This window comes from Microcoleus sp. D2_18a_B4 (genome assembly GCF_036702475.1).
Lineage (GTDB): Bacteria > Cyanobacteriota > Cyanobacteriia > Cyanobacteriales > Microcoleaceae > Microcoleus.
This window is the reverse complement of the sequence record NZ_JAUBTL010000023.1, coordinates 76,823-95,634: the sequence shown is the minus strand read 5'-3', so window position 1 is coordinate 95,634 and position 18,812 is coordinate 76,823. Positions and strand designations below refer to the sequence as shown.

Sequence of the window (18,812 nt, the reverse complement as noted above, 5' to 3'; positions counted from 1 at the left end):
CGCTCAAAGTAAAAGTGAAGGGGGAGGGACTTGAAGCCTCCCATGCCTATAAATGACTATACTTTTACCAGCTATTAGAACAGCCGGTTTAAGATTTTTCACGTAAAATCCCCGAAAAAAACCGTGCAATAAATCTCAAATCTAAAATCTAAAATCGCTTAATATCAAATCCGTTAGCATCGGAATAGTAAATTCGAGTTCACGGTTGACTGTTGACAGTGAACAGTCAACAGTCAACAGTCAACAGCCAACATCATTCCGGTGTTACCGGAAATGATATAATTTCTCGTTCCCGGTTTCCACACTACCAAGCTTTTCTTATGACGACTGCAACAGTTTATCCCAACGCTCCTGATCTCGGCACCGACGACTACATAGCAGTCGGTGTAGCTACCTGCTTCATCAAAGAAGAAGGCGAAGTTTTTGAAGTGCAAGTAATCGAAGCTATTCCCTCAGCAGCTTTGGAAGCAATTGTCAAGGGAATTCCCACATCCTATTTAATGGTTTGCGGGACGACTTTGGGAGCAGTGCTCGACGGCGAAACACCCAAAATGTTGCCAGAATTCCCGACATCAGCTCAGTTTAGCGAAGAATTTGGCTTTCGGGCGATCGCCGCTGCCCGCACTTACAAAATCCGCCCTCAAGCTCAACTTCACATTCCCTTGGGAACAGTTCGCAACGACTTTACTTATTCCTTAGAACGCAAAAGGGTGCTCAACTCCGAGCGCATCATTCGCACTGAAGACAATGTGAAACAGCACGAACACACTCACAAGGTTCTTTAAACAAATCCCGCAACTGGGGCAATTTAGCAGTGCCTCAGCCAGCGGATGCACGGAAAATAGTTTTGATTGTTGAGATGTAAATTAAAGATTTAACAAGTTTTTCCTTCATTAATAATGAACGAAAAACTTTTAATATTTCGTTATTAAGCAATACTGCGGACTGTTTTTGATTACCAACCGTAGAATAACGGTTTCAATGCGATTGCGTACTCGAAATACCAACCGAAAATCAAGGGTTTCAGACTACGAACTAAAAACAGTCTGGACTATTGATTAAGACAAACACCAAACATCTCAACCTAAAATGTCTAGGGAGCACATCACCTAAATAACATAAATTATTAACGACTGTAAAAAATAATTAAGTAGTTGATGAAAGTTTTTAATTTGTCAAAAATGTGGTATAATCTGATTCCTGTTTAACAAAGTGATATCAAAGCGGGTAGCATCGGAATTAATATTACCCACCGCTAGGACACGGCACTGCCGTGTCCCTACAATTAATCTGGGTAGGGAAACGGCACTGCCGTGTCCTTTATATCATTTCGGTGCAACCGGAAACGATAGGAGCCGCTCGGCGGGAAAAAATTAAAAAATCCCCGCAATTATTGAATGCTAGTAGTTTAAGACGACTGGCAGGCGGGCGAGTAGAGCGTAGGTGAGCTAAGGATTTCAATCTCACAAATTGGTCAAACCATGCGAAGCTTTGCGAGAGTAAAGTGGTGGAAATTAACTAGACTATTGCCAGCGGGATTAAAGGGCGAATACCATCTTGGGTACCAAACTGCGCTCTTAATTTTGGGCGTAACAATTCTGGCAGCTAGCATTACGGGTTGTATCAGCTATCAAAGCGTTCGCCGCTTGATTATCACCAATTTAGAGCGAAATGCTTTGTTAGAAGTTAGGGAGCGCGCCAACAAGATCGATCGCTGGCTCGGCACTAGAAAGGCTGAGATCGAAATCCTCGCCCACACTCCTCCCGTTCGTTCGATGAATTGGTCAGTGGCACAGCCTTATTTAAAATCGGAAGTAAATCGACTGCAAGAATTCCAGCACTTGGCATTAATTGATCCCGACGGTTCTTATTTCACCACAAAAGTGGGCAGATCCTTGATTAATGTTAGCGACCGCCAACACTTCAAAAAGGCAATGGCTGGGGAAGTCTATGTTTCAGATCCTACCATTTCTCGCACGCTCAAAAAACCAAGAAGGATTGTTCCCATTTCGGCTCCAGTGTGGTCAAGTTCGGTAAATTCTCTTGATAAAACAACGGAAAAGCCGATCGGAGTAATGAACGGCGTCATTAGCATGGATCGAATTGCCGAAGTAGTAGGAAAGCTGGAATATGGGGCAGGAACTTACGCTTTTGTTCTCAATTCTCAAGGAGTGCCGATTGTCCATCCCGACGCTCAATTAATCGGAAATATCCACAAGCCGGCTCCGAGTCTTTTAGAGTCTGCAGATGCTAATTTGGCGAATGTAGCGCGGGAGATGGTTTATCAAAAAACGGGCATTGTGCTGACTCAAATCAACGACGCCAGAGTTTATGTTGCCTATCTTCCTTTAGAACAAGCTGAATGGTCGATCGCCCTTGTAATTCCCCGCGACAATCTCGAAAAAGAACTCCTTCCTTTCAAGATACTAGCAGTAGCCGCCGGCCTACTTGCCGCCGCAGCTATTTTCGCAACAATGGTGGCGCTCAAGCTGTTTGTCCTAAATGGCATTCGCAGTCGCACAGAAGCCCTTCTCCACCGCTTGACCGGCCGCATTCGCGCTTGCTTGGGCCTCGATCGCATCCTCCAAACTACAGTAGACGAACTCGGTACTTTACTGAAGCTCGATCGAGCAATTTTCGCATGGTACGACCCCCGACAAGATACTTTAGAATTTGGCTGGGAATATTGCCGGGAAGGTTTGCCGGGGCGCTTGGGAATCTTTGGTGTTCCAGGAGGGCCCTCTGGAGATTTAGCTGCACGGCTTCACCGCTGCGAAACGATACTGCTACATAAAACCGCCGCCCCTGATGCCACAGCGTCTGAGGAACACGCCCATATCGAACTCACAAATCGTCACTACGCAGCAGTACCCGTACTAACTCAGAATCATCGGCTTGGATATCTGTTCGCCTGTGCAAAGCGCCGGTTTGCGACTCCCGACGAGGTGGAAGTTTTGGAAGCAATTGCAGACTCGCTGGCGATCGCAATTTCCCAATCCCAACTCCACGGGCAAATTCAAGAAGAAATCCAACTTTTGGAAGAAGTATTAGCCAAACTCATAATCACCGAAGAGCATTTAGTACAAAGCGAAAAAATTACAATTGTGGGTCAACTAGCCGCCGAAGTTGCCCAGGAAATTAATAACCCCATTAACTTTATTTACGGCCGCCTGATTCACCTCAATGATTATATCAAAGATTTGCTTAGTATAATTCGCCTCTATCGAGAACAATATCCTGAGCCGGTGCCACGAATTGCCAAAAAAATAGAGCGTTGCGACCTAGATTTTATCAGCAAAGAGTTGCCACAAATCCTCAATTTTTTGAAAATAGGAGCCGATGGCATTCGCCAGATAGTCCTGGCTTTGAGGAAATTTTCACTTCCTGACGAAGCCAACAAAGAACACGCCAACGTTAATGAGAGCATCGACAATCTTTTGCTGTTGCTGGCTCACAGACTGGAGCAAAAAATATTAGTAGTCAAGGAGTACAACAACCTGCCACCAATTTTTTGTTATCCCGGTCAACTGAGCCAGGTATTCGCGAGTCTGATCATCCATGCTATAGATGCAGTTAAAAGTATTGAAAATTCCGCTCAAATTATTACAATCAAAACCGATATTGTCGAGGAATATAAAGGCAGATTTATTGTTGTAGCGATCGCCCACAATGGCTCAATTATTCCGCCGGAAATTCAACCCAGAATATTTGAGGAGTTTGGCCATACTAAATCCTTTAAAAATTTTACCGGGTTGGAGTTGTCGGTTTGCTATAAAATTATTGTAGAATTGCACGGCGGCCGCCTGACAGTTGAATCTCCGGTTCAACCTCAAATTAAATCTCAAACTGGGGGCGGTGCTGAGTTTATGGTAAAATTGCCGATCGTTTGATATCGCCTTTGGCCGCCAGAGAAACCCCTCGCAAATCTTGCTAGCAAGCTGCGCGAAAAGCTTAATTTCGGTTTGTACTGATACCAATTTTTTATGAGGTTGCATAGAATCTGATCCCCCCTAGCCCCCCTTAATAAGGGGGGGACAAGATTCCTCTCAAAGTCCCCCTTCTTAAGGGGGATTTAGGGGGATCGAGATATGTGCAACTTCACATTAAATTGGTATGAGGACTTTAGCCATAAAACAGAGGGCTGAAGTCCTCACTACAAACCTAACGATCATTTGTTAACCCAAATTGCTATGATAGGATTATGGAAATAATAAAGGTGCAACCACAGCAAACAACCAGCCTCCCATGACTAAGACTTCCGCAACAATTAATAAAATATTTCTGTTCATTTTCAAATTAAGCATTTTCACATTAAGAGCGATCGACCAAAGAGCGAATTTTCTTCCACCAAGCAGCCGGCGAATCCTCCGGGCGATACGCGGCATCAAACATCGACAAAATTAGGGGCAAACCCCCCACCTTCGCACTCATCAACAAGTGCATTGCCAGACAAAACACCAATACCACCCAACCAGAAGCGTGTAAATAATACCAAACCCGCGTCAATTCCCCAGCCGGCAGCCATTCTTCCTTAACCATACTGCCAGAAGCGATCGCCCAAGTCAGTGCCAGCAACATCAACGTATTCACAATCCGGTGCAAACTGTACCACCAAATCGGTTTTCCCAACTGCGTTAGTTTCCCAAAAGAATCCGGCTGCACCAAGCGTTTTTGACCTGCGTGGAAACTGTACAATGCAAAAGCCGGCATTATTCCTAACAGCAACATCTTGCCAAAAGTGCCGTGAATCCCGATAATATCTGCAATCTGGGGCACGGGGACTTTGCCAAACCGCCCATCGTAGGTGTTGTAAACCAGAAATGCGCTCAAAATTGCTAAAAGGGCGATCGCAGCGTTAGCCCCGTGCAGTAACCTGAGCAGCAGTGGCTGGTACAATCTAGATGGCGGCATCGTTAATTCTGCTAGTTGATAAATAATCTTTTACATAATACAGCTAAGCGCAAATTTTTTCAACCCTCGCCAATTGTGAAATAAATCTGAAAGAAAAATGAAAATATTATGATAAAAATGCAATAATATCAAAATTAAGTGTAAACTAAAACAGTCAAGAGGAACACTTTATTTATAACACCTAACACTTTACAAAAATGGATGCAGCCACTACCATCTTACTTTCCTTGGGACTAGCAGCAGATGCTTTTGCTGTCGCTGTTTCGAGCGGTTTAGCAATCAAACACATGAAGGTCAATAAAGCTTTAAAAATTGCCTTATTTTTCGGAGGTTTTCAAGCTTTAATGCCCGTAATAGGATGGTTAATCGGTCTTAGTTTTAGTTTTTTGATAACACCGATCGACCATTGGATAGCTTTTGGGCTTTTGAGTTTCATTGGCGGGAGAATGATTTACGAATCGCTGCAAGGCGAAGAATGCGAGAAAAAGTTCAATCCCTTAGATACGGGGACTTTGATAACGCTTTCGGTGGCGACGAGTATCGATGCCCTCGCAGTTGGTATCGGATTTGCTGTCCTGAAAGATTCTATTGCTCTTGCGGTGACTGCGATCGGATTTATTACTTTCTTTTTAGCCTTTGCAGGCGTGTTTATCGGACACAAGTGCGGCAACTTGTTTGCTAATAAAATTGAGATATTGGGCGGAGCAATTTTGATTTTTATTGGCAGCAGAATCTTGTTTATGCACTTGACAGAACTGCCATTAGTCATTAGTCATTAGTCATTAGTCAGCAGTCATTAGTCAGTAGTCATTGGTAATGGAATGGGTAATTGGGAAAAAGGTAATTGGCAAAAAGATAATTGGGAATTTTCCCAAATGACAACTGACAACTGCTTTCCTAACAACTGACAACTGACAACTGACAACTGACAACTGACAACTGACCAAAAAATGCTATAACAGCAATATTGCGTTAAAGGATAAAAATTTTGTGCTGAAACTTTACGGCCCAGGTCGCAGCAGGGCCTCAATTGTCAAGTGGTATCTAGAAGAAATAGGAATTCCTTACGAATTCGTCACCCTGGATATGCAAGCAGGGGCACACTTGCAGCCAGAGTATCTCGAAATTAACCCGATCGGCAAAGTACCGGCAATTGTTGAGGGAGATTTTAAACTTTGGGAATCCGGCGCAATTCTGCTATATTTAGCTCAAAAACATGGTAAAATGCCAGACACTTTGGAGCAGCAAGCTCAAATCGTGCAGTGGGTCACGTTTGCTAACGCCACCCTGGGGCCGGGAATATTTACAGAAGCAACTCGCGATCGCGAAACTCCCAAGTTGTTAAAACCGTTAAATGAAATCTTCGAGAAACAGCCATTTTTAATGGGTGATGAATTCGGCGTCGCCGACGCAGCAGTCGGGTCAATTTTAGCCTACATTCCGATGATGCTAAAACTAGACCTCAGTGCTTATCCGGCTGTTGTAGATTACATCAAGCGGATCTCAGAAAGACCGGCATTCAAAAGTGCGATCGGCGGTAGCTGAAGCAAGGCACTACACGGATTAATTATTCATCTCTCTCTTCTCTTCCTCTGCGGTCTCTGCGGTCTCTGCGGTTAAATCATTCCGAAACAACCGTAAACGAGATCAGCCCAAAAACTCAACACGTAAAAGCAGGAGCAATTCATAAATTGCCCCTGCTTTTAGCAAAATCAAACTTATCTGAATCCTACAGCCGCCTGCCAAACAAAAGCCAGCAGCAAGAAAAATACGGGAATGACCGGCAAAACATTAACCAAAGGCTCAAAAATCGAATAAGCTTCGGGCAGTTTTGCTAAGAGTAATGCAGCTTCCATGAATCAACCTACCTATCCAACACAATTTTAATAATTGTCGCATATCTTCACCCAAGGCAATCACGATTGATCGACTCTCGGTGCAAGCCAGTAGGCAAACTCTTCAGTAAATCGATCGGCAAAAATCGCCTCCCGCATCCTCCCAGTAAAGCGAATCAACTCCGTCACATTGTGAATCGCCAGCAAAGTATACCCCAGCACTTCGTTAGCCCGCGCCAAATGGGCCAAATAAGCCCGACTGAATTTTTGGCAGGTATAACAAGGACAAGACTCATCCAGCGGAGCAAAATCGTCCCGGAACCGAGCATTTTTCAAACTCCAGCGTTCCCCACCAACAAAAGCCGTCCCGTGGCGGGCCAGCCGAGTCGGAATCACGCAGTCAAACATATCTACGCCACTCGCCACCGCCAGCGCCATTTCCCGATAAGTCCCAATCCCCATCAAATAACGCGGTTTATTTGCCGGCAACAGAGGCGCAGTCACCTTCACAATCTCTGCGATCAAATCCCCCGATTCCCCCACACTAACCCCGCCGATGGCGTAGCCTGGTAAATCCAAATCTACCAACTGGTTCGCCGCGCGCGATCGCAAATCGGGGAAAACGCCCCCCTGCACGATTCCGAACAAAGCTTGATCCGGACGCGAGTGAGCTTGAATGCAGCGTTGCAGCCAGCGGTAAGTGCGATTTGTAGCAGCCTCCACCTCCTCCCGTGTAGCGGGGTAAGGGGGACACTCGTCAAAGGCCATAATCACATCGGCGCCCAACTGATTCTGAATTTCGATCGATCGTTCCGGTGTCAAATTAATCATGCGGCCATCGCGGGGAGAGCGAAAAGTCACCCCATTCTCAGAAATAGTCCGCATTTGGCTCAAGCTAAACACCTGAAAGCCGCCCGAATCCGTCAGCATCGGGCCTGGCCAAGCCATAAATTTGTGCAATCCGCCGGCGCCTGCGACAATTGCTTCCCCCGGCTGCAAGTGCAAGTGATAAGTATTTGCCAAAACCATTTGAGAACCAGCAGCCTCAAGATGTGCAGGTGTCAAAGTTTTGACATTAGCCAGCGTCCCCACCGGCATAAATTTAGGCGTTTCCACAACACCGTGGGGAGTTGTAAAAACCCCTGCACGCGCTTGGGTATGGCTGCAATTAGCCTGACATTTAAAAGAAAATTTCGCCTTGTCCTCAGTCATTAGTCCCCGATGCTCGTTAACCGCTACTCGGCCGTCCGTGTTATTTAATCTATTGTTGTTGACATCGCGACAAAAAAAACCATGACCCCGGCCAAAAACGGAGACAAGTTTCCGACAATCGTCGTGGAGGGCAAAAAATTTTAGACCTTAGTTCTACCTCCCAGATTCACGGCGCTGCGAGTAAATCTAAAATCTAAAATCTAAAATCTAAAATCGAGTGACTGACCATTAAAAGGGGGAATCATCATCATCCAATTGCAGATCCCAGTTGCCGGAGAGTACCTGATCGACAACCGCATCCAAAGCCGCAGCATTTAAATTCCGGGCGAATTGTTCTTGCAAAGGATTGGAGAGGGGAATTAACCGCAACAGCCGTCCGTCTTGAACCAAGTCAAAATAAGCACCATCTTCAGGGGACTGTTTCAGTTCCAGGTAATCAAAACTATACACGTTCAAATAAAGCGCATGGTTGGCAATCAGGGTAGAACGGTGGGGGTTGGCGAAGACTTCGAGTACATAACCTTCCCCTTCGCTATAAATCTGGCCATCTTGTATGTGAAGGTAGCGGACACGTCCTAAATCAAACAGCAATCTTTTGATATCGCGTTTGTTGACGACAATCCCTGTATCGATGATGCAAGGAGCAACTACCCTGTTATTCAATTGATCGTGACTCATGGAGTAAAAGCCTCTGTTGTAGTGTATGTTCCCGTCTTGAAAATCAGGGAGTTAGCTAGAATTTTTGGGAAGGGAAACGCGGATCTTGAGTTTAGTCTTTTTAGATAGGGAGCTTTGGGATCGCTGCCGACGGAGGTTTTCCGGGGAAAAGAGCGGGCGACAGGAGGAATGCTCGATCCAAAAAACTAGGGTGTTACAGTCCAATTCTGGCACACGCTAATCGATTGACAACTGCATACCAGATGAAAAATTTTCTATCTTATGGTGCATGATAAATGGGTTCGCTCTACGATCGACTTTTTCCGGAATCAAGGCGCTGCCATCGCAGCCGCAGTCGCTTTTTATACTTGTTTGCCGGTACCGCTGTCTTGGACTTTGGAGTTTCGGGGCATTGCCCGCTTGGCACCGGCGATCGGGCTTTTGATTGGGGGGATGGTGGGACTGGCGGATGTTGGGTTGCAGTTGTTGGGAATGCCTGCTCTGACTCGATCGGCCTTGGTGGTAGTCTTGGGCATCGCCGTGACTGGCGGGCTGCACCTAGACGGGGCAATGGACGCGGCGGACGGGCTGGCTGTACCCGACCCGGTACGCAGGCTGGAAGTCATGCGGGACAGCGTTACAGGGGCTTTTGGGGCGATGGCTGCGATCGCGATCGTGCTGCTGAAAACTGCCGCTCTCTCGGACTTGAATAACTATCGCTGGCTGGCTTTGATGGGTGTCGCGGGTTGGGGGAGGTGGGCCCAACTGGTGGCGATCGCCCGCTATCCCTATCTCCGGGCAGAGGGTAAGGGAGCTTTTCACAAGGAATCGATTTATTCTCCTTTTGATTTTATACCGGGAGTGCTGTTGCTGCTGAGTTTGAGCGTGGTGCAAGTTGTCTTGGAGGGCGATCGGTGGCTGTTGGCGGTGGGGATGGCTTTGGGGGGAAGTGCGATCGGAATTTTTGCCGGAGCCTGGTTTAACCACCGTTTGGGCGGCCACACGGGCGATACTTACGGTGCTGTAGTCGAGTGGACGGAGGCTTTGTTGCTGTGTCTTTTGGCGGCTTTGGAAGGGTGAAGATGCAATGCTTGCGCTTTTTGTTTGCGCTTTTTGTTCGAGAGTGCGATCGAACTTCTACCCAACAAAAACTTTACCGAAGTTCCCAGACTATGATCTCCCCTTTGCTGCCACCGACAATAGTTTGCCAATCCGGGCTGATGGCGACGCAATAAACCTCCTGTGAATGTCCTTCCAGGGTTCTTTTCAATTCCCCGGTGTGCAGATTCCAGACTTTGAGCGTTTTGTCCAAACTCCCACTCACAAAAGTTTGCCCATCCGGGCTGATGGCGACGCCATAAACCGAATCTGAATGTCCTTCGAGAGTTCTTATCAATTCCCCTGTGTGCAGATTCCAGACTTTGATAATTCTGTCCCCACTCCCACTAACCAGAATTTCCCCATCCGGGCTGATGGCGACGCCATAAACCGAGCCTAAATGTCCTGCAAGAGTTCTGCTTAATTGCCCGGTGTGCAGATTCCAAACTTTGATGGTTTTGTAACTCCCACTCACCAGAGTTTGCCCATCCGGGCTGATGGCTACGGAATTAACCCATTTTGGCTGCCCTGCAAGGGTTCTGCTCAATTCGCCAGTGTGCAGATTCCACACTTTGATGCTACAGTCCGCACTCCCACTAACAAGAATTTGCCCATCCGGGCTGATGGCTACGGAAAAAACCGATTCTGAATGTCCTAAAACTGTTCTGGTCAATTCGCCAGTGTGCAGATTCCACACTTTGATGCTACAGTCCGCACTCCCACTCACTAGAGTTTGCCCATCCGGGCTGATGGCTACACAATTAACCCGGTGTGAATGTTCTTTGAGAGTTCTTATCAATTCCCCGGTGTGCCGATTCCACACTTTGATGGTTTTGTCCCAACTCCCACTAACAAGAATTTGCCCATCCGGGCTGATGGCTACGGATTTAACTGAGTGTGAATGTCTTGGAAGGGTTCTGCTCAATTCCCCAGTGTAAAGATTCCAGACTTTGAGCGTTTTGTCCAAACTCCCACTCACAAAAGTTTGCCCATCTGCGCTGATGGCGACGGATTTAACCGATTCTGAATGTCCTTCGAGAGTTCTTATCAATTCCCCTGTGTACAGATTCCAGACTTTGATAATTCTGTCCCCACTCCCAGTAACAAGAATTTGCCCATCCGGGCTGATGGCGACGGAATTAAACGAGTGTGAATGTCCTCCAAGAGTTGTGATTAATTGCCCAGTTTGTAGATCCCAGACTTTGATGCTTTTGTCCCAACTCCCACTCACAAGAGTTTGCTCATTCGGGCTGATGGCGACGCAATAAACCAAGTTTGAATGTCCTCGAAGGGTCCTGCTCAATGCCCCAGTGTAGAGATTCCAGACTTTGATGGTTTTGTCGAAACTCCCACTCACAAGTATTTGCCCATCCGGGCTGATGGCGACCGAAAAAACCTTGCTTGAATGTCCTGCAAGGGTTCTACTCAATTCCCCGGTGTGCAGATTCCATACTTTGATGGTACAGTCCGCACTCCCACTCACCAGAGTTTGCCCATCCGGGTTGATGGCTACGGAAAAAACCGATTCTGAATGTCCTTCGAGAGTTCTTATCAATGCCCCGGTGTGTAGATTCCAGACTTTGATGGTTTTGTCCCTACTCCCACTGACAATAGTTTGCCCATCCGGGCTGATGGCGACGGATTTAACCGATTCTGAATGTCCTCTAAGAGTTGTGATCAATGCCCCGGTATGTAGATTCCAGATTTTGATGGTTTTGTCCCTACTCCCACTGACAATAGTTTGCCCATCCGGGCTGATGGCGACCGAAAAAACCGATTCTGAATACTCGCCAAAAGTATAGGAGCGCTCCAAAAGTCGCCAGGGGTTGTATTCTTCTAAAATCTGTTTAACTCTCGGTTCTCCCCTTTCCCGCAATAGCCGATATGCAGCCCTTTCTACCTGCTGTGATTCATCCTGCAAAGTCCGAATCACCAAGTCTAAACCCGCTTCTCCATACTTAAGCGCCTCGGAAACAGCAGCAATTCGTTGCTCGATAACTGCACTCACCAAGCGCCTCTTTACACCTTGGATACCTCCTAAAACAGCCGCGTTAGCTGGTGTTGAGGATTCACCACCAAGGACGGCATCGTATTCTCTAGGCTGATTAGGATTTTGTGTCATAGCACTTTTACCTACTTACACTCCAAATTTTTACTAAAGTTAACTATTTTTTTAAAGCTTTTAGCTATTGTTCAACCATTATTTTTAACCACTTTAACAAATCGGGGTAGGTCGACCTTTTTACACCCTTGTCTGTTTAGGATTGACTGTGTTTTGTTTCGGCGAAATTGTTTCTAAGTTAACACTAATTCTATAGTCAGCACCATTCTGCATCATGCAATAGTTAATAGTTTACTGACTTTATAGCTTTTGTTTCGCTCGCTTCAATACAGCCATTCATTATTATGTAGGCAAGGGCGCGATCGAGTCTTGCTTGGGTAAATTCTCCAACCAAGCTTCTAAATGTGCGTGAGCCTTCATTCTAGAGAACGAGGACTAACATCTTCAGCCTTCGATGGCTTTAAAACTCGCAGCATCGTCTGTACAGCATCAAACGCATCATAGGGCGACCAAGCCTCACACACCACAACACCCCAGATGCGTTCGCATCCAGTTCTCCACTCTGGAGACATCCTATGAGTATTTGCAACGTCACTTACTCCACAGAAAGACCGCGCCATTCAGCAGACTATAAAAGAGACTGCTCCAATTCAGGTGATAGATTCAGCGCCAAATTTATAAACCGCTCCTGTTTGTTTGTAATTCCTGCGTTAGCTTATATAAAGCTAACCTCAATGTTTCAGAAAGCTATGAAATATTTGATTGCTGCGATCGTCCTCGGAATGTTAATTTGGGCTGGGTTCGAGATTGTCCAAACAATCCGCAATTGGAAAACGAATCCCGAAGAAACCACCAGCAAAATTCAAGCTGATATGGTCAAAGAAACATATCGCGGTCAATTTGGTGCCGATGCGCTGGAGGGAGGGAGTCAGGCTGTCGGAAACGCACTCCATGCCGGCCAATGCGCCGCCGAAGCTGCAGCTTGCGAATCTGCTCCAAGTGCGATCGGTCATGTGGTAGAAGGCTTGTTGCACGTGCTACACCATTAATATCGTGTCTGCTAGCGTAAATTGTGCAAGTGTTTTTGATGCTGTAGGGGCTGGTTTTACCAATAATCTTTGACGCACACAAACAATCTCATAAACCCGCCCCGCTAGCGTAAGTTGTGCAAGTGTTTTTGATGCTGTAGGGGCTGGTTTTACCAATAATCTTTGACGCACACAAACAATCTCATAAACCCGCCCCCCACAACTAATAACCTATATCAACCTTGACTTTTATCGAAGGAAAAAAATGTACATTGACGTTTACCGTTGAGAGAGAGGGGGCGGGTTTATGGGATGATTAGTTTTTGGCGTAGATGGTTGGTAAAACCAGCCCCTACCATCGCGCCACTTATACAAAAACCCACAAAGTAAACATGATATAAAAACACAAAATGAATGGAAATTGCAACTGCAAATTTTCCATTCATTCTCAATTTTTACGCTTTCGGCTCAACCCAAACAGTCATCCCTTCAACCCTCAAACCTTTGCCGCGAGTGCCACAGTATTGACCGTTAGCAGTAACAGGAGTATCGCCCACATTCTGAATGTGAGCAGTATAAAATACGTCATACTTATCAGCTTGCGGCCCCGTCAGCCGCGCGGCAATTCCCTCAATGCGCTTCGCTTTGCCCCGGAATCCAGCTAACTCCCCTTCCGAGATCCAAGCAGTGTCGCCAACTCCTTCAACGTGAGCCATGTACTGCAAATTTAAACCGGCAACGGGAGGCTCTATTTTAATTTGAAATCCTTCCACGCGGCGGCCTTGAGCTTTAGTACCCGCGTATTCTCGATCGCTAAAAGTTCGATCGCCAATTCCTTGAATGTGCGCCAACACTTTTAAACCCACAGGCGCCACTGTTTGGGAACTAGCAGACGGCGCGATCCAAACTTTGATACCCTCGATCCTCAAAGCTTTACCGCGAGTACCGCAATATTCGCCATTGGAGGACACCTCGGTGTCGCCGATATTCTGAATGTGAGCGGTATAAAATACGTCGTACTTATCAGCTTGCGGCCCGCTCAATCGCACTGCAAATCCTTCAATTCGTTTCGCTTGACCCCGAAAACCGGCTAATTCTCCCTGACTGAGCCAAGGAGTGTCGCCCACACCTTCGACGTGAGCCATGTACTCGACATTTAAGCCGGGAATTGGGGGATCGATATTAATAGCAAATCCTTCGACACGCCGCCCTTGAGCTTTTGTACCCGCGTATTCTTGAGAACCGAAAGTTCGATCGCCAATTCCCTGAATGTGCACCAAAACTTTGATTCCCAAACCGCCCTCTACTGCCACCGCTGGTTGAATGTCCCTAGGTGCCCCAAAAACAATGTTCCCGGAACCGGTTGTCTGAAGAGACTTAGGTACTTCCACACTGGGAACAATAATCACCTCGTGCATGGGGGCAGAAGGTGCGGGGGATTCCAAAATCTGGATCTGTGGCGCAACTGTAACTTGTTTCGGTGCCACATTTCCTGACGGGATGACAATCACTTCTGGCAAAGGTTCGGCGCTGATTTTTTGTTCTGGCGCTGGTTTAAATGCGGGTTCGACTTTTGCAGGTGCTGCTTTTACCATCTCAGCAATGGTTAATTTGCCTCTGGAAATGGCTACGGCTATTTGTTTGCCAAAAGCGGCGCTGACTGTTTCTTCGAGGATTACCCACTGTTCGTCGTCTAATTTGTCTTGCTGTTCCACCAGGGCGAGCACTGCTGAAACTGGGTGTTTGCCGCTGACTAAGGATTCTGCGTCGGAATGCAGTTGAGTTGGGGTTGATTCGGAAATGGCGCGCTGCAGTTCGCGGGCTCTGGCATGAACTGATTGTAAGGGCGCGAAGTCGCTTTGTTCGCGGTGGGCGATCGCCAATACTCGATCGATCACTTTCAATGCTGCATCGCGAATTTCTGCTTTACCTTCAGAAGCTGCGGCAGTCTCGACTAAGTTTTGAATCTCTTTGAGGGAAGCAATTTCCCCCGGTGCGATACCGGATTTGTTGAGTTCAAGAGCTTGTTTTTGGACTGCAGCAAAGTTGCGGCTGTAGGCGGCTACTTCTTGCAGCAAGCTGTCAGAGGGAGGAAGGCCGGACTCTTGCAGTTGTTTTGCTGCTTGGGATAGGCGATCAGCCAAATTAGCATAAGTTTCAGATAGTCGGGCTATTTGTTGTAGCAAATCTTTATGTGGTGCTTCCATATGTCTTGCAGTAAATATTTAACTTGCTGATTATAGACGTTGAGCGTCTTCTGAAGGTAGAAGGCAGTAGTCATCAGTCATTAATCATTAATCATTAGTCAGATGTTGAAGGAAGATTTCCCCACTCTGTCGCGATCGGGCTCTCCCACTCCTCCACTGTCCTACTCCCCCACTCTCCCCCTCTCCCCCTCCCCCCCTCTCCCCCTCTCCCCCTCCCCCACTCCTCCTCTGGCATCCCCCGTGTGATCGCCGTCACAACCGTGCAAAGAATTAGTCACACTCTGCGACTCCGGCTGTCACGAGTGGCCCGTAACAATGTCACACCGATCGAGCAATAGCCGTCACTGCTGATTCTGTGAAAACATTCGATACTTAGGCTTGAACCAATAAAATCCCGAAGTGTTATGGTACTAATTCGCGACCTCGCCCAGCAAGCTCTGGCTCTAGGCTATCTAACCCTTGAAGCCGAAAATCAACTGCGGCGGATGTTAACTACCACCAAATATGACTTGGAAGACTTAAATGCTTTTATGGCTTTGCAACTAGCAGCTATGTCCGGAGGAGTGAAACAAGAGTCTCGCGAGCTGAAAAAGTTTGAAATCTTTGGCGAGACGGCTTCCGAAACTTCCTTTTAGTAATTAGTTGGCTTTTGATTAGTTGAAATTTAGTAAGGGACATTTCTACAGTGCAGGTTCGTGAAGTTGTAAAACAAGCTATTGCCGCTGGCTATCTGAGTTTGGAAGCAGAAAATGAAATGCAGAAGATTTTTTCTTCAGCCAAGTGTGATTTGGAAGATTTGAATGCTTTTATGAGCTTGCAGTTAGCTGCAATGGCTGGTCGGGTGAGGCAAGAGTCTTTGGAATTGATAAAAATGCCAGTTTTTCCAGATAGGAATTAATTTTTTTTCAGTTATCTGGTCAGGTAGATATTAATTCTTATACTCACTAAAGGCTGGTTATGTATAGTTATTTTGCTGATTTATATACTCATTAGTTTAAAAAATATTGGTATTTTGGTTCCATGGGTGTTGAGCAAGTTAAATAAAATTGAAATAAATATTAAAATGAATATGTCAGTGGATAGTGAGGACTTCACTCGTCAAAGGTCAGGCTTGGATGACCCGACCTGTCAAGGCGTAGTCACAGTGTTTGCTTCGTAAAAGTTGAGCATTATTATTGAAAAGTTATGTAAGCTGTTGCACATTTAAACTGTGAACTAAAATTTGATAAAGTTCTTGTGGGGTGGGCCAGAAAGCCCGCACAAAAAACACGATTTAGATGCACAACAGCTTATTGTTAATACTCTATCAAATGGGGAAGATTTATCGATCGCCCCAAGCAGAGATTTCAAGCGTTTGAGCCACTTTGTAGGCGTTGCATAATTGCGGGATAATTTTGATTGTTTTTTTGTGGAATGGGATCTCGTAGCCCGAAGGCGTGTATTTTCACCGCAGGCGGAACACCCCACAATATATTTTAGTGTCAAGTTAAGCTTTTAGTCGGGAGCATCTCATATTTGCACAAACACTTCTTTCTTCTTCCTTCTGACTCTTTTCTCCTGGCTCCTGACTCCTGACTCCTAATTCCAATTTCGAGCTTTGCTGCTTTCATTTAGATGCTCCCTTTTAGTCCGCCAGTCCTCCCGCTCACCCGGAATTCCGCCAGGGAATGAATTCCCTGTCTCATAGCGAAAGTCCTCCTCAGAAACTCAATCTAACTGCAGAGGTTTAGCAACGAGCTCAAACCCAAGAGATTGAGCAGTTTTCTCCAGCTTGGAGACGATCCGTTGTCGGTATTTCTGTTCGTAATAATCGCCACCCGCATCGACATAAGCAGTTTTTGTACTCCAGAGGTGGTAAAAGATGCGGGCTAGCTTGTGGGCAGCGGCGGTATTAGCGCTAACGGCACCCAATCTCGATCGCAAGCGACGATAAAAAGCCCCCAAAGCTGATTGAGAGCGAGATAAGGACTGAGCAGCTAAACGGAAGGCATTGGCAGCCCGATTAACTACTCGACGGGTGTGAGAACTTTTGACCTTACCACCAGTAATCTTTGTAGAAGGACACAACCCTAACCAGGAACAAAAGTGTTTAACGGTGGGGAAACGAGTAGCATCTAATCCGACTTCGGATAACAGGGTTTGTACTGTGAGGGCGTCAAAACCAGGAATTTGGGTAAAATCTACCCCACTAATTCGATATAAATGGTTGCGTAAATTAAAAGTGGGTTCATGACCTCTGGGCTTTCTTTTACCGCGTTTGGGAGGAGTTGGTGGGGGATTGTTTTCTTCGGAAGCAAAGCTGGCTAAATATCGATCGATCTCGACATCGCAGTTAGCAATGTGTCCTTGATAGATATCATAGAGTTGTAACTCTTGTTTTAACACAAATATATGCTCGGCTCGATAGTCTCCTGTCAAGGCTTTAGCAATATCGGCGGTACTACTTTTAATCCGAGAATTTTTCAAGCCAGCTAAGACTTGAGGGTTCCTTTCTCCAGCTACAATGGCGCGGATAATTGCCATCCCTGTGACTCCTGTGATGTCACTGATGACTTTATTTAGTTGCAGATTCATTTGAGTTAATGCTTTCTGCATCCGCAGTAGGTGGGTGCTACCGCTTTTGATTAAGTTATCGCGGTGGCGAATGTAACTGCGAAGAACGCAAATTTGATCGTCAGGGCTTTCATGAACCGGACAATAAACCGTAGGTATGTAGCTGTTGCAACCACTGACAATCTAAAACATCGCTTTTTCTACCTGGTACGGTTTTGACGTGATGGGCATTCACCAGTTTGACTTCGATACCCCTTTCTTCGAGAATTTGAAAAGCTGGTATCCAATAAACTCCTGTAGATTCCATCGCTACGCTGTCTACTCGACATTCTAATAACCAAGATGCCATCTCGATTAAGTCGGGGGTAAAACAACTAAATTTACGTACATTCTGTGGCGTTCGATCGGGTGGAACGCAAACCCAATGTTCAGCAGAACCAATATCTATGCCTGCGGCATTTGGGTTAATCTGTGTGAAATTCGACATTTCACCCGCAACAGGTTTGTTTGTCTTGCATCGGATCATTAGATGACTCCTTTTCGCGATCGAATTAGAAGGTGTCCCGAGCGGTGGGCGGATGTGATGTTATATTCTCCTCAACGGGATAGGGTAAAATTGCCCTTCACCAATGTCATAATCATCATGCCCACGACCATGCTCGCTCATCAGGCTCACGCATCGCACCATTGACTTGTCGGTCTGACTCTCGGGACACAGGGATAATATACCCGATCGCTGGCAACTTTTGGGCGAGCGAAACTGTTTCTTTTATTCATAACGGGCGTGCGAGCCCGTGGGATGCTCTCAAAGAGGACTGAAGAGCTCATTAGTCCTCATAGCGAGGACTTTGGCTTTGAGACTCTTGTTTCAACCCCTGCCGGAATGAGGGTTTAACGTGTTTGTTGACACCAATGCCCACAATAATCATCCTCAAATTGTGTAACGCCCCTTTTTCACCATTTGGACAGGTATAGCTGGGATGAGGGCAAACAATTTCTCAGCAGTGATTAACTGGACTTGGTATGAAACAGCTAATATTATTTACTCTCCATCCATCGCAATAAAATTCGTCTGTAGTGAGGACTTGAACCCTCATAAAACTTGCTCTTACTTCCGTCGTCACTACAAACGTTATAACGGTTATTATACCCTGTTTTACAGCGTATTATAAGTTTATAAAGTACACCCCAGAAACCGGGTTTCTTTACAGTTATCGCATCATTACTGATTCTGTTGCTCGAACCCCGC

16 protein-coding genes and 1 pseudogene are annotated in these 18,812 nt (G+C 46.2%); 8 read left to right on the top strand and 9 right to left on the bottom strand.

The window, feature by feature from the left end; translation table 11 throughout:
• The first annotated feature begins 320 nt into the window (after positions 1–320).
• Both QUB04_RS15620 and QUB04_RS15615 read left to right on the top strand, forming a co-directional pair.
• On the top strand, positions 321–785 hold the full coding sequence (locus tag QUB04_RS15620; RefSeq protein WP_333144762.1) for a hypothetical protein: 465 nt from the start codon (positions 321–323) through the stop codon (positions 783–785).
• Positions 786–1,583: 798 nt separating this feature from the next.
• Positions 1,584–3,890 (top strand): cache domain-containing protein, encoded by a 2,307-nt coding sequence (locus QUB04_RS15615; protein WP_333285607.1) that lies wholly within the window; start codon positions 1,584–1,586, stop codon positions 3,888–3,890.
• Positions 3,891–4,311: 421 nt separating this feature from the next.
• On the opposite strand, the gene QUB04_RS15610 is transcribed toward QUB04_RS15615, so the two are convergent.
• Positions 4,312–4,911, bottom strand: a complete 600-nt coding sequence (locus QUB04_RS15610) for a cytochrome b/b6 domain-containing protein (protein ID WP_333285605.1) — start codon at positions 4,909–4,911, stop codon at positions 4,312–4,314.
• A 197-nt stretch (positions 4,912–5,108) separates the two neighbouring features.
• On the opposite strand from QUB04_RS15610, the gene QUB04_RS15605 reads away from it, so the two are divergent.
• Both QUB04_RS15605 and QUB04_RS15600 read left to right on the top strand, forming a co-directional pair.
• Positions 5,109–5,690, top strand: a complete 582-nt coding sequence (locus tag QUB04_RS15605; protein WP_333285604.1) for a manganese efflux pump MntP family protein — start codon at positions 5,109–5,111, stop codon at positions 5,688–5,690.
• Between the two features lie 211 nt (positions 5,691–5,901).
• A complete protein-coding gene (locus QUB04_RS15600) occupies positions 5,902–6,456 on the top strand; it encodes a glutathione S-transferase family protein (RefSeq protein WP_333285602.1) in 555 nt (184 codons plus the stop codon).
• 173 nt (positions 6,457–6,629) lie between these two features.
• Here QUB04_RS15600 and QUB04_RS15595 read toward each other — a convergent pair whose 3' ends face one another.
• The 3 genes from QUB04_RS15595 to QUB04_RS15585 form a co-directional block, all read right to left on the bottom strand.
• A complete protein-coding gene (locus QUB04_RS15595; RefSeq protein ID WP_006634808.1) occupies positions 6,630–6,767 on the bottom strand; it encodes a photosystem II reaction center protein K in 138 nt (45 codons plus the stop codon).
• A gap of 60 nt (positions 6,768–6,827) precedes the next feature.
• Entirely contained in the window at positions 6,828–7,958 is a 1,131-nt protein-coding gene (gene tgt, locus QUB04_RS15590; protein WP_333285600.1) for a tRNA guanosine(34) transglycosylase Tgt, read from the bottom strand.
• Between the two features lie 228 nt (positions 7,959–8,186).
• Entirely contained in the window at positions 8,187–8,636 is a 450-nt protein-coding gene (locus QUB04_RS15585; protein ID WP_333285598.1) for a hypothetical protein, read from the bottom strand.
• Between the two features lie 261 nt (positions 8,637–8,897).
• Here QUB04_RS15585 and cobS point away from each other — a divergent pair, with 261 nt between their 5' ends.
• Positions 8,898–9,695: an adenosylcobinamide-GDP ribazoletransferase gene (gene cobS / locus QUB04_RS15580; protein ID WP_333285596.1), complete on the top strand. Its 798-nt coding sequence runs from the start codon at positions 8,898–8,900 to the stop codon at positions 9,693–9,695.
• 73 nt (positions 9,696–9,768) lie between these two features.
• Here cobS and QUB04_RS15575 read toward each other — a convergent pair whose 3' ends face one another.
• Positions 9,769–11,835 carry a WD40 repeat domain-containing protein gene (locus QUB04_RS15575; protein ID WP_333285594.1) on the bottom strand — a complete coding sequence of 689 codons (2,067 nt, stop codon included), beginning with the start codon at positions 11,833–11,835 and terminating at the stop codon, positions 9,769–9,771.
• Between the two features lie 356 nt (positions 11,836–12,191).
• Positions 12,192–12,347 carry a hypothetical protein gene (locus QUB04_RS15570; protein WP_333285592.1) on the bottom strand — a complete coding sequence of 52 codons (156 nt, stop codon included), beginning with the start codon at positions 12,345–12,347 and terminating at the stop codon, positions 12,192–12,194.
• A 177-nt stretch (positions 12,348–12,524) separates the two neighbouring features.
• On the opposite strand from QUB04_RS15570, the gene QUB04_RS15565 reads away from it, so the two are divergent.
• Positions 12,525–12,824, top strand: a complete 300-nt coding sequence (locus QUB04_RS15565; protein ID WP_333285590.1) for a hypothetical protein — start codon at positions 12,525–12,527, stop codon at positions 12,822–12,824.
• A 434-nt stretch (positions 12,825–13,258) separates the two neighbouring features.
• Here the strand turns inward: QUB04_RS15565 and QUB04_RS15560 are convergent, their stop codons facing one another.
• Positions 13,259–15,010, bottom strand: coding sequence for a hypothetical protein (locus QUB04_RS15560; protein ID WP_333285588.1), 1,752 nt, complete (start codon positions 15,008–15,010; stop codon positions 13,259–13,261).
• Between the two features lie 404 nt (positions 15,011–15,414).
• On the opposite strand from QUB04_RS15560, the gene QUB04_RS15555 reads away from it, so the two are divergent.
• Together QUB04_RS15555 and QUB04_RS15550 are read left to right on the top strand one after the other, a co-directional pair.
• Complete coding sequence (locus QUB04_RS15555) at positions 15,415–15,645, top strand: hypothetical protein (RefSeq protein ID WP_333109616.1); 231 nt, start codon at positions 15,415–15,417, stop codon at positions 15,643–15,645.
• Positions 15,646–15,695: 50 nt separating this feature from the next.
• Entirely contained in the window at positions 15,696–15,908 is a 213-nt protein-coding gene (locus tag QUB04_RS15550) for a hypothetical protein (protein WP_333285586.1), read from the top strand.
• 583 nt (positions 15,909–16,491) lie between these two features.
• Here QUB04_RS15550 and QUB04_RS15545 read toward each other — a convergent pair.
• Both QUB04_RS15545 and QUB04_RS15540 read right to left on the bottom strand, forming a co-directional pair.
• Positions 16,492–16,620, bottom strand: a complete 129-nt coding sequence (locus QUB04_RS15545; protein ID WP_333285584.1) for a hypothetical protein — start codon at positions 16,618–16,620, stop codon at positions 16,492–16,494.
• 97 nt (positions 16,621–16,717) lie between these two features.
• Positions 16,718–18,050: pseudogene (locus tag QUB04_RS15540) on the bottom strand (IS110 family transposase).
• Positions 18,051–18,812 lie beyond the last annotated feature (762 nt).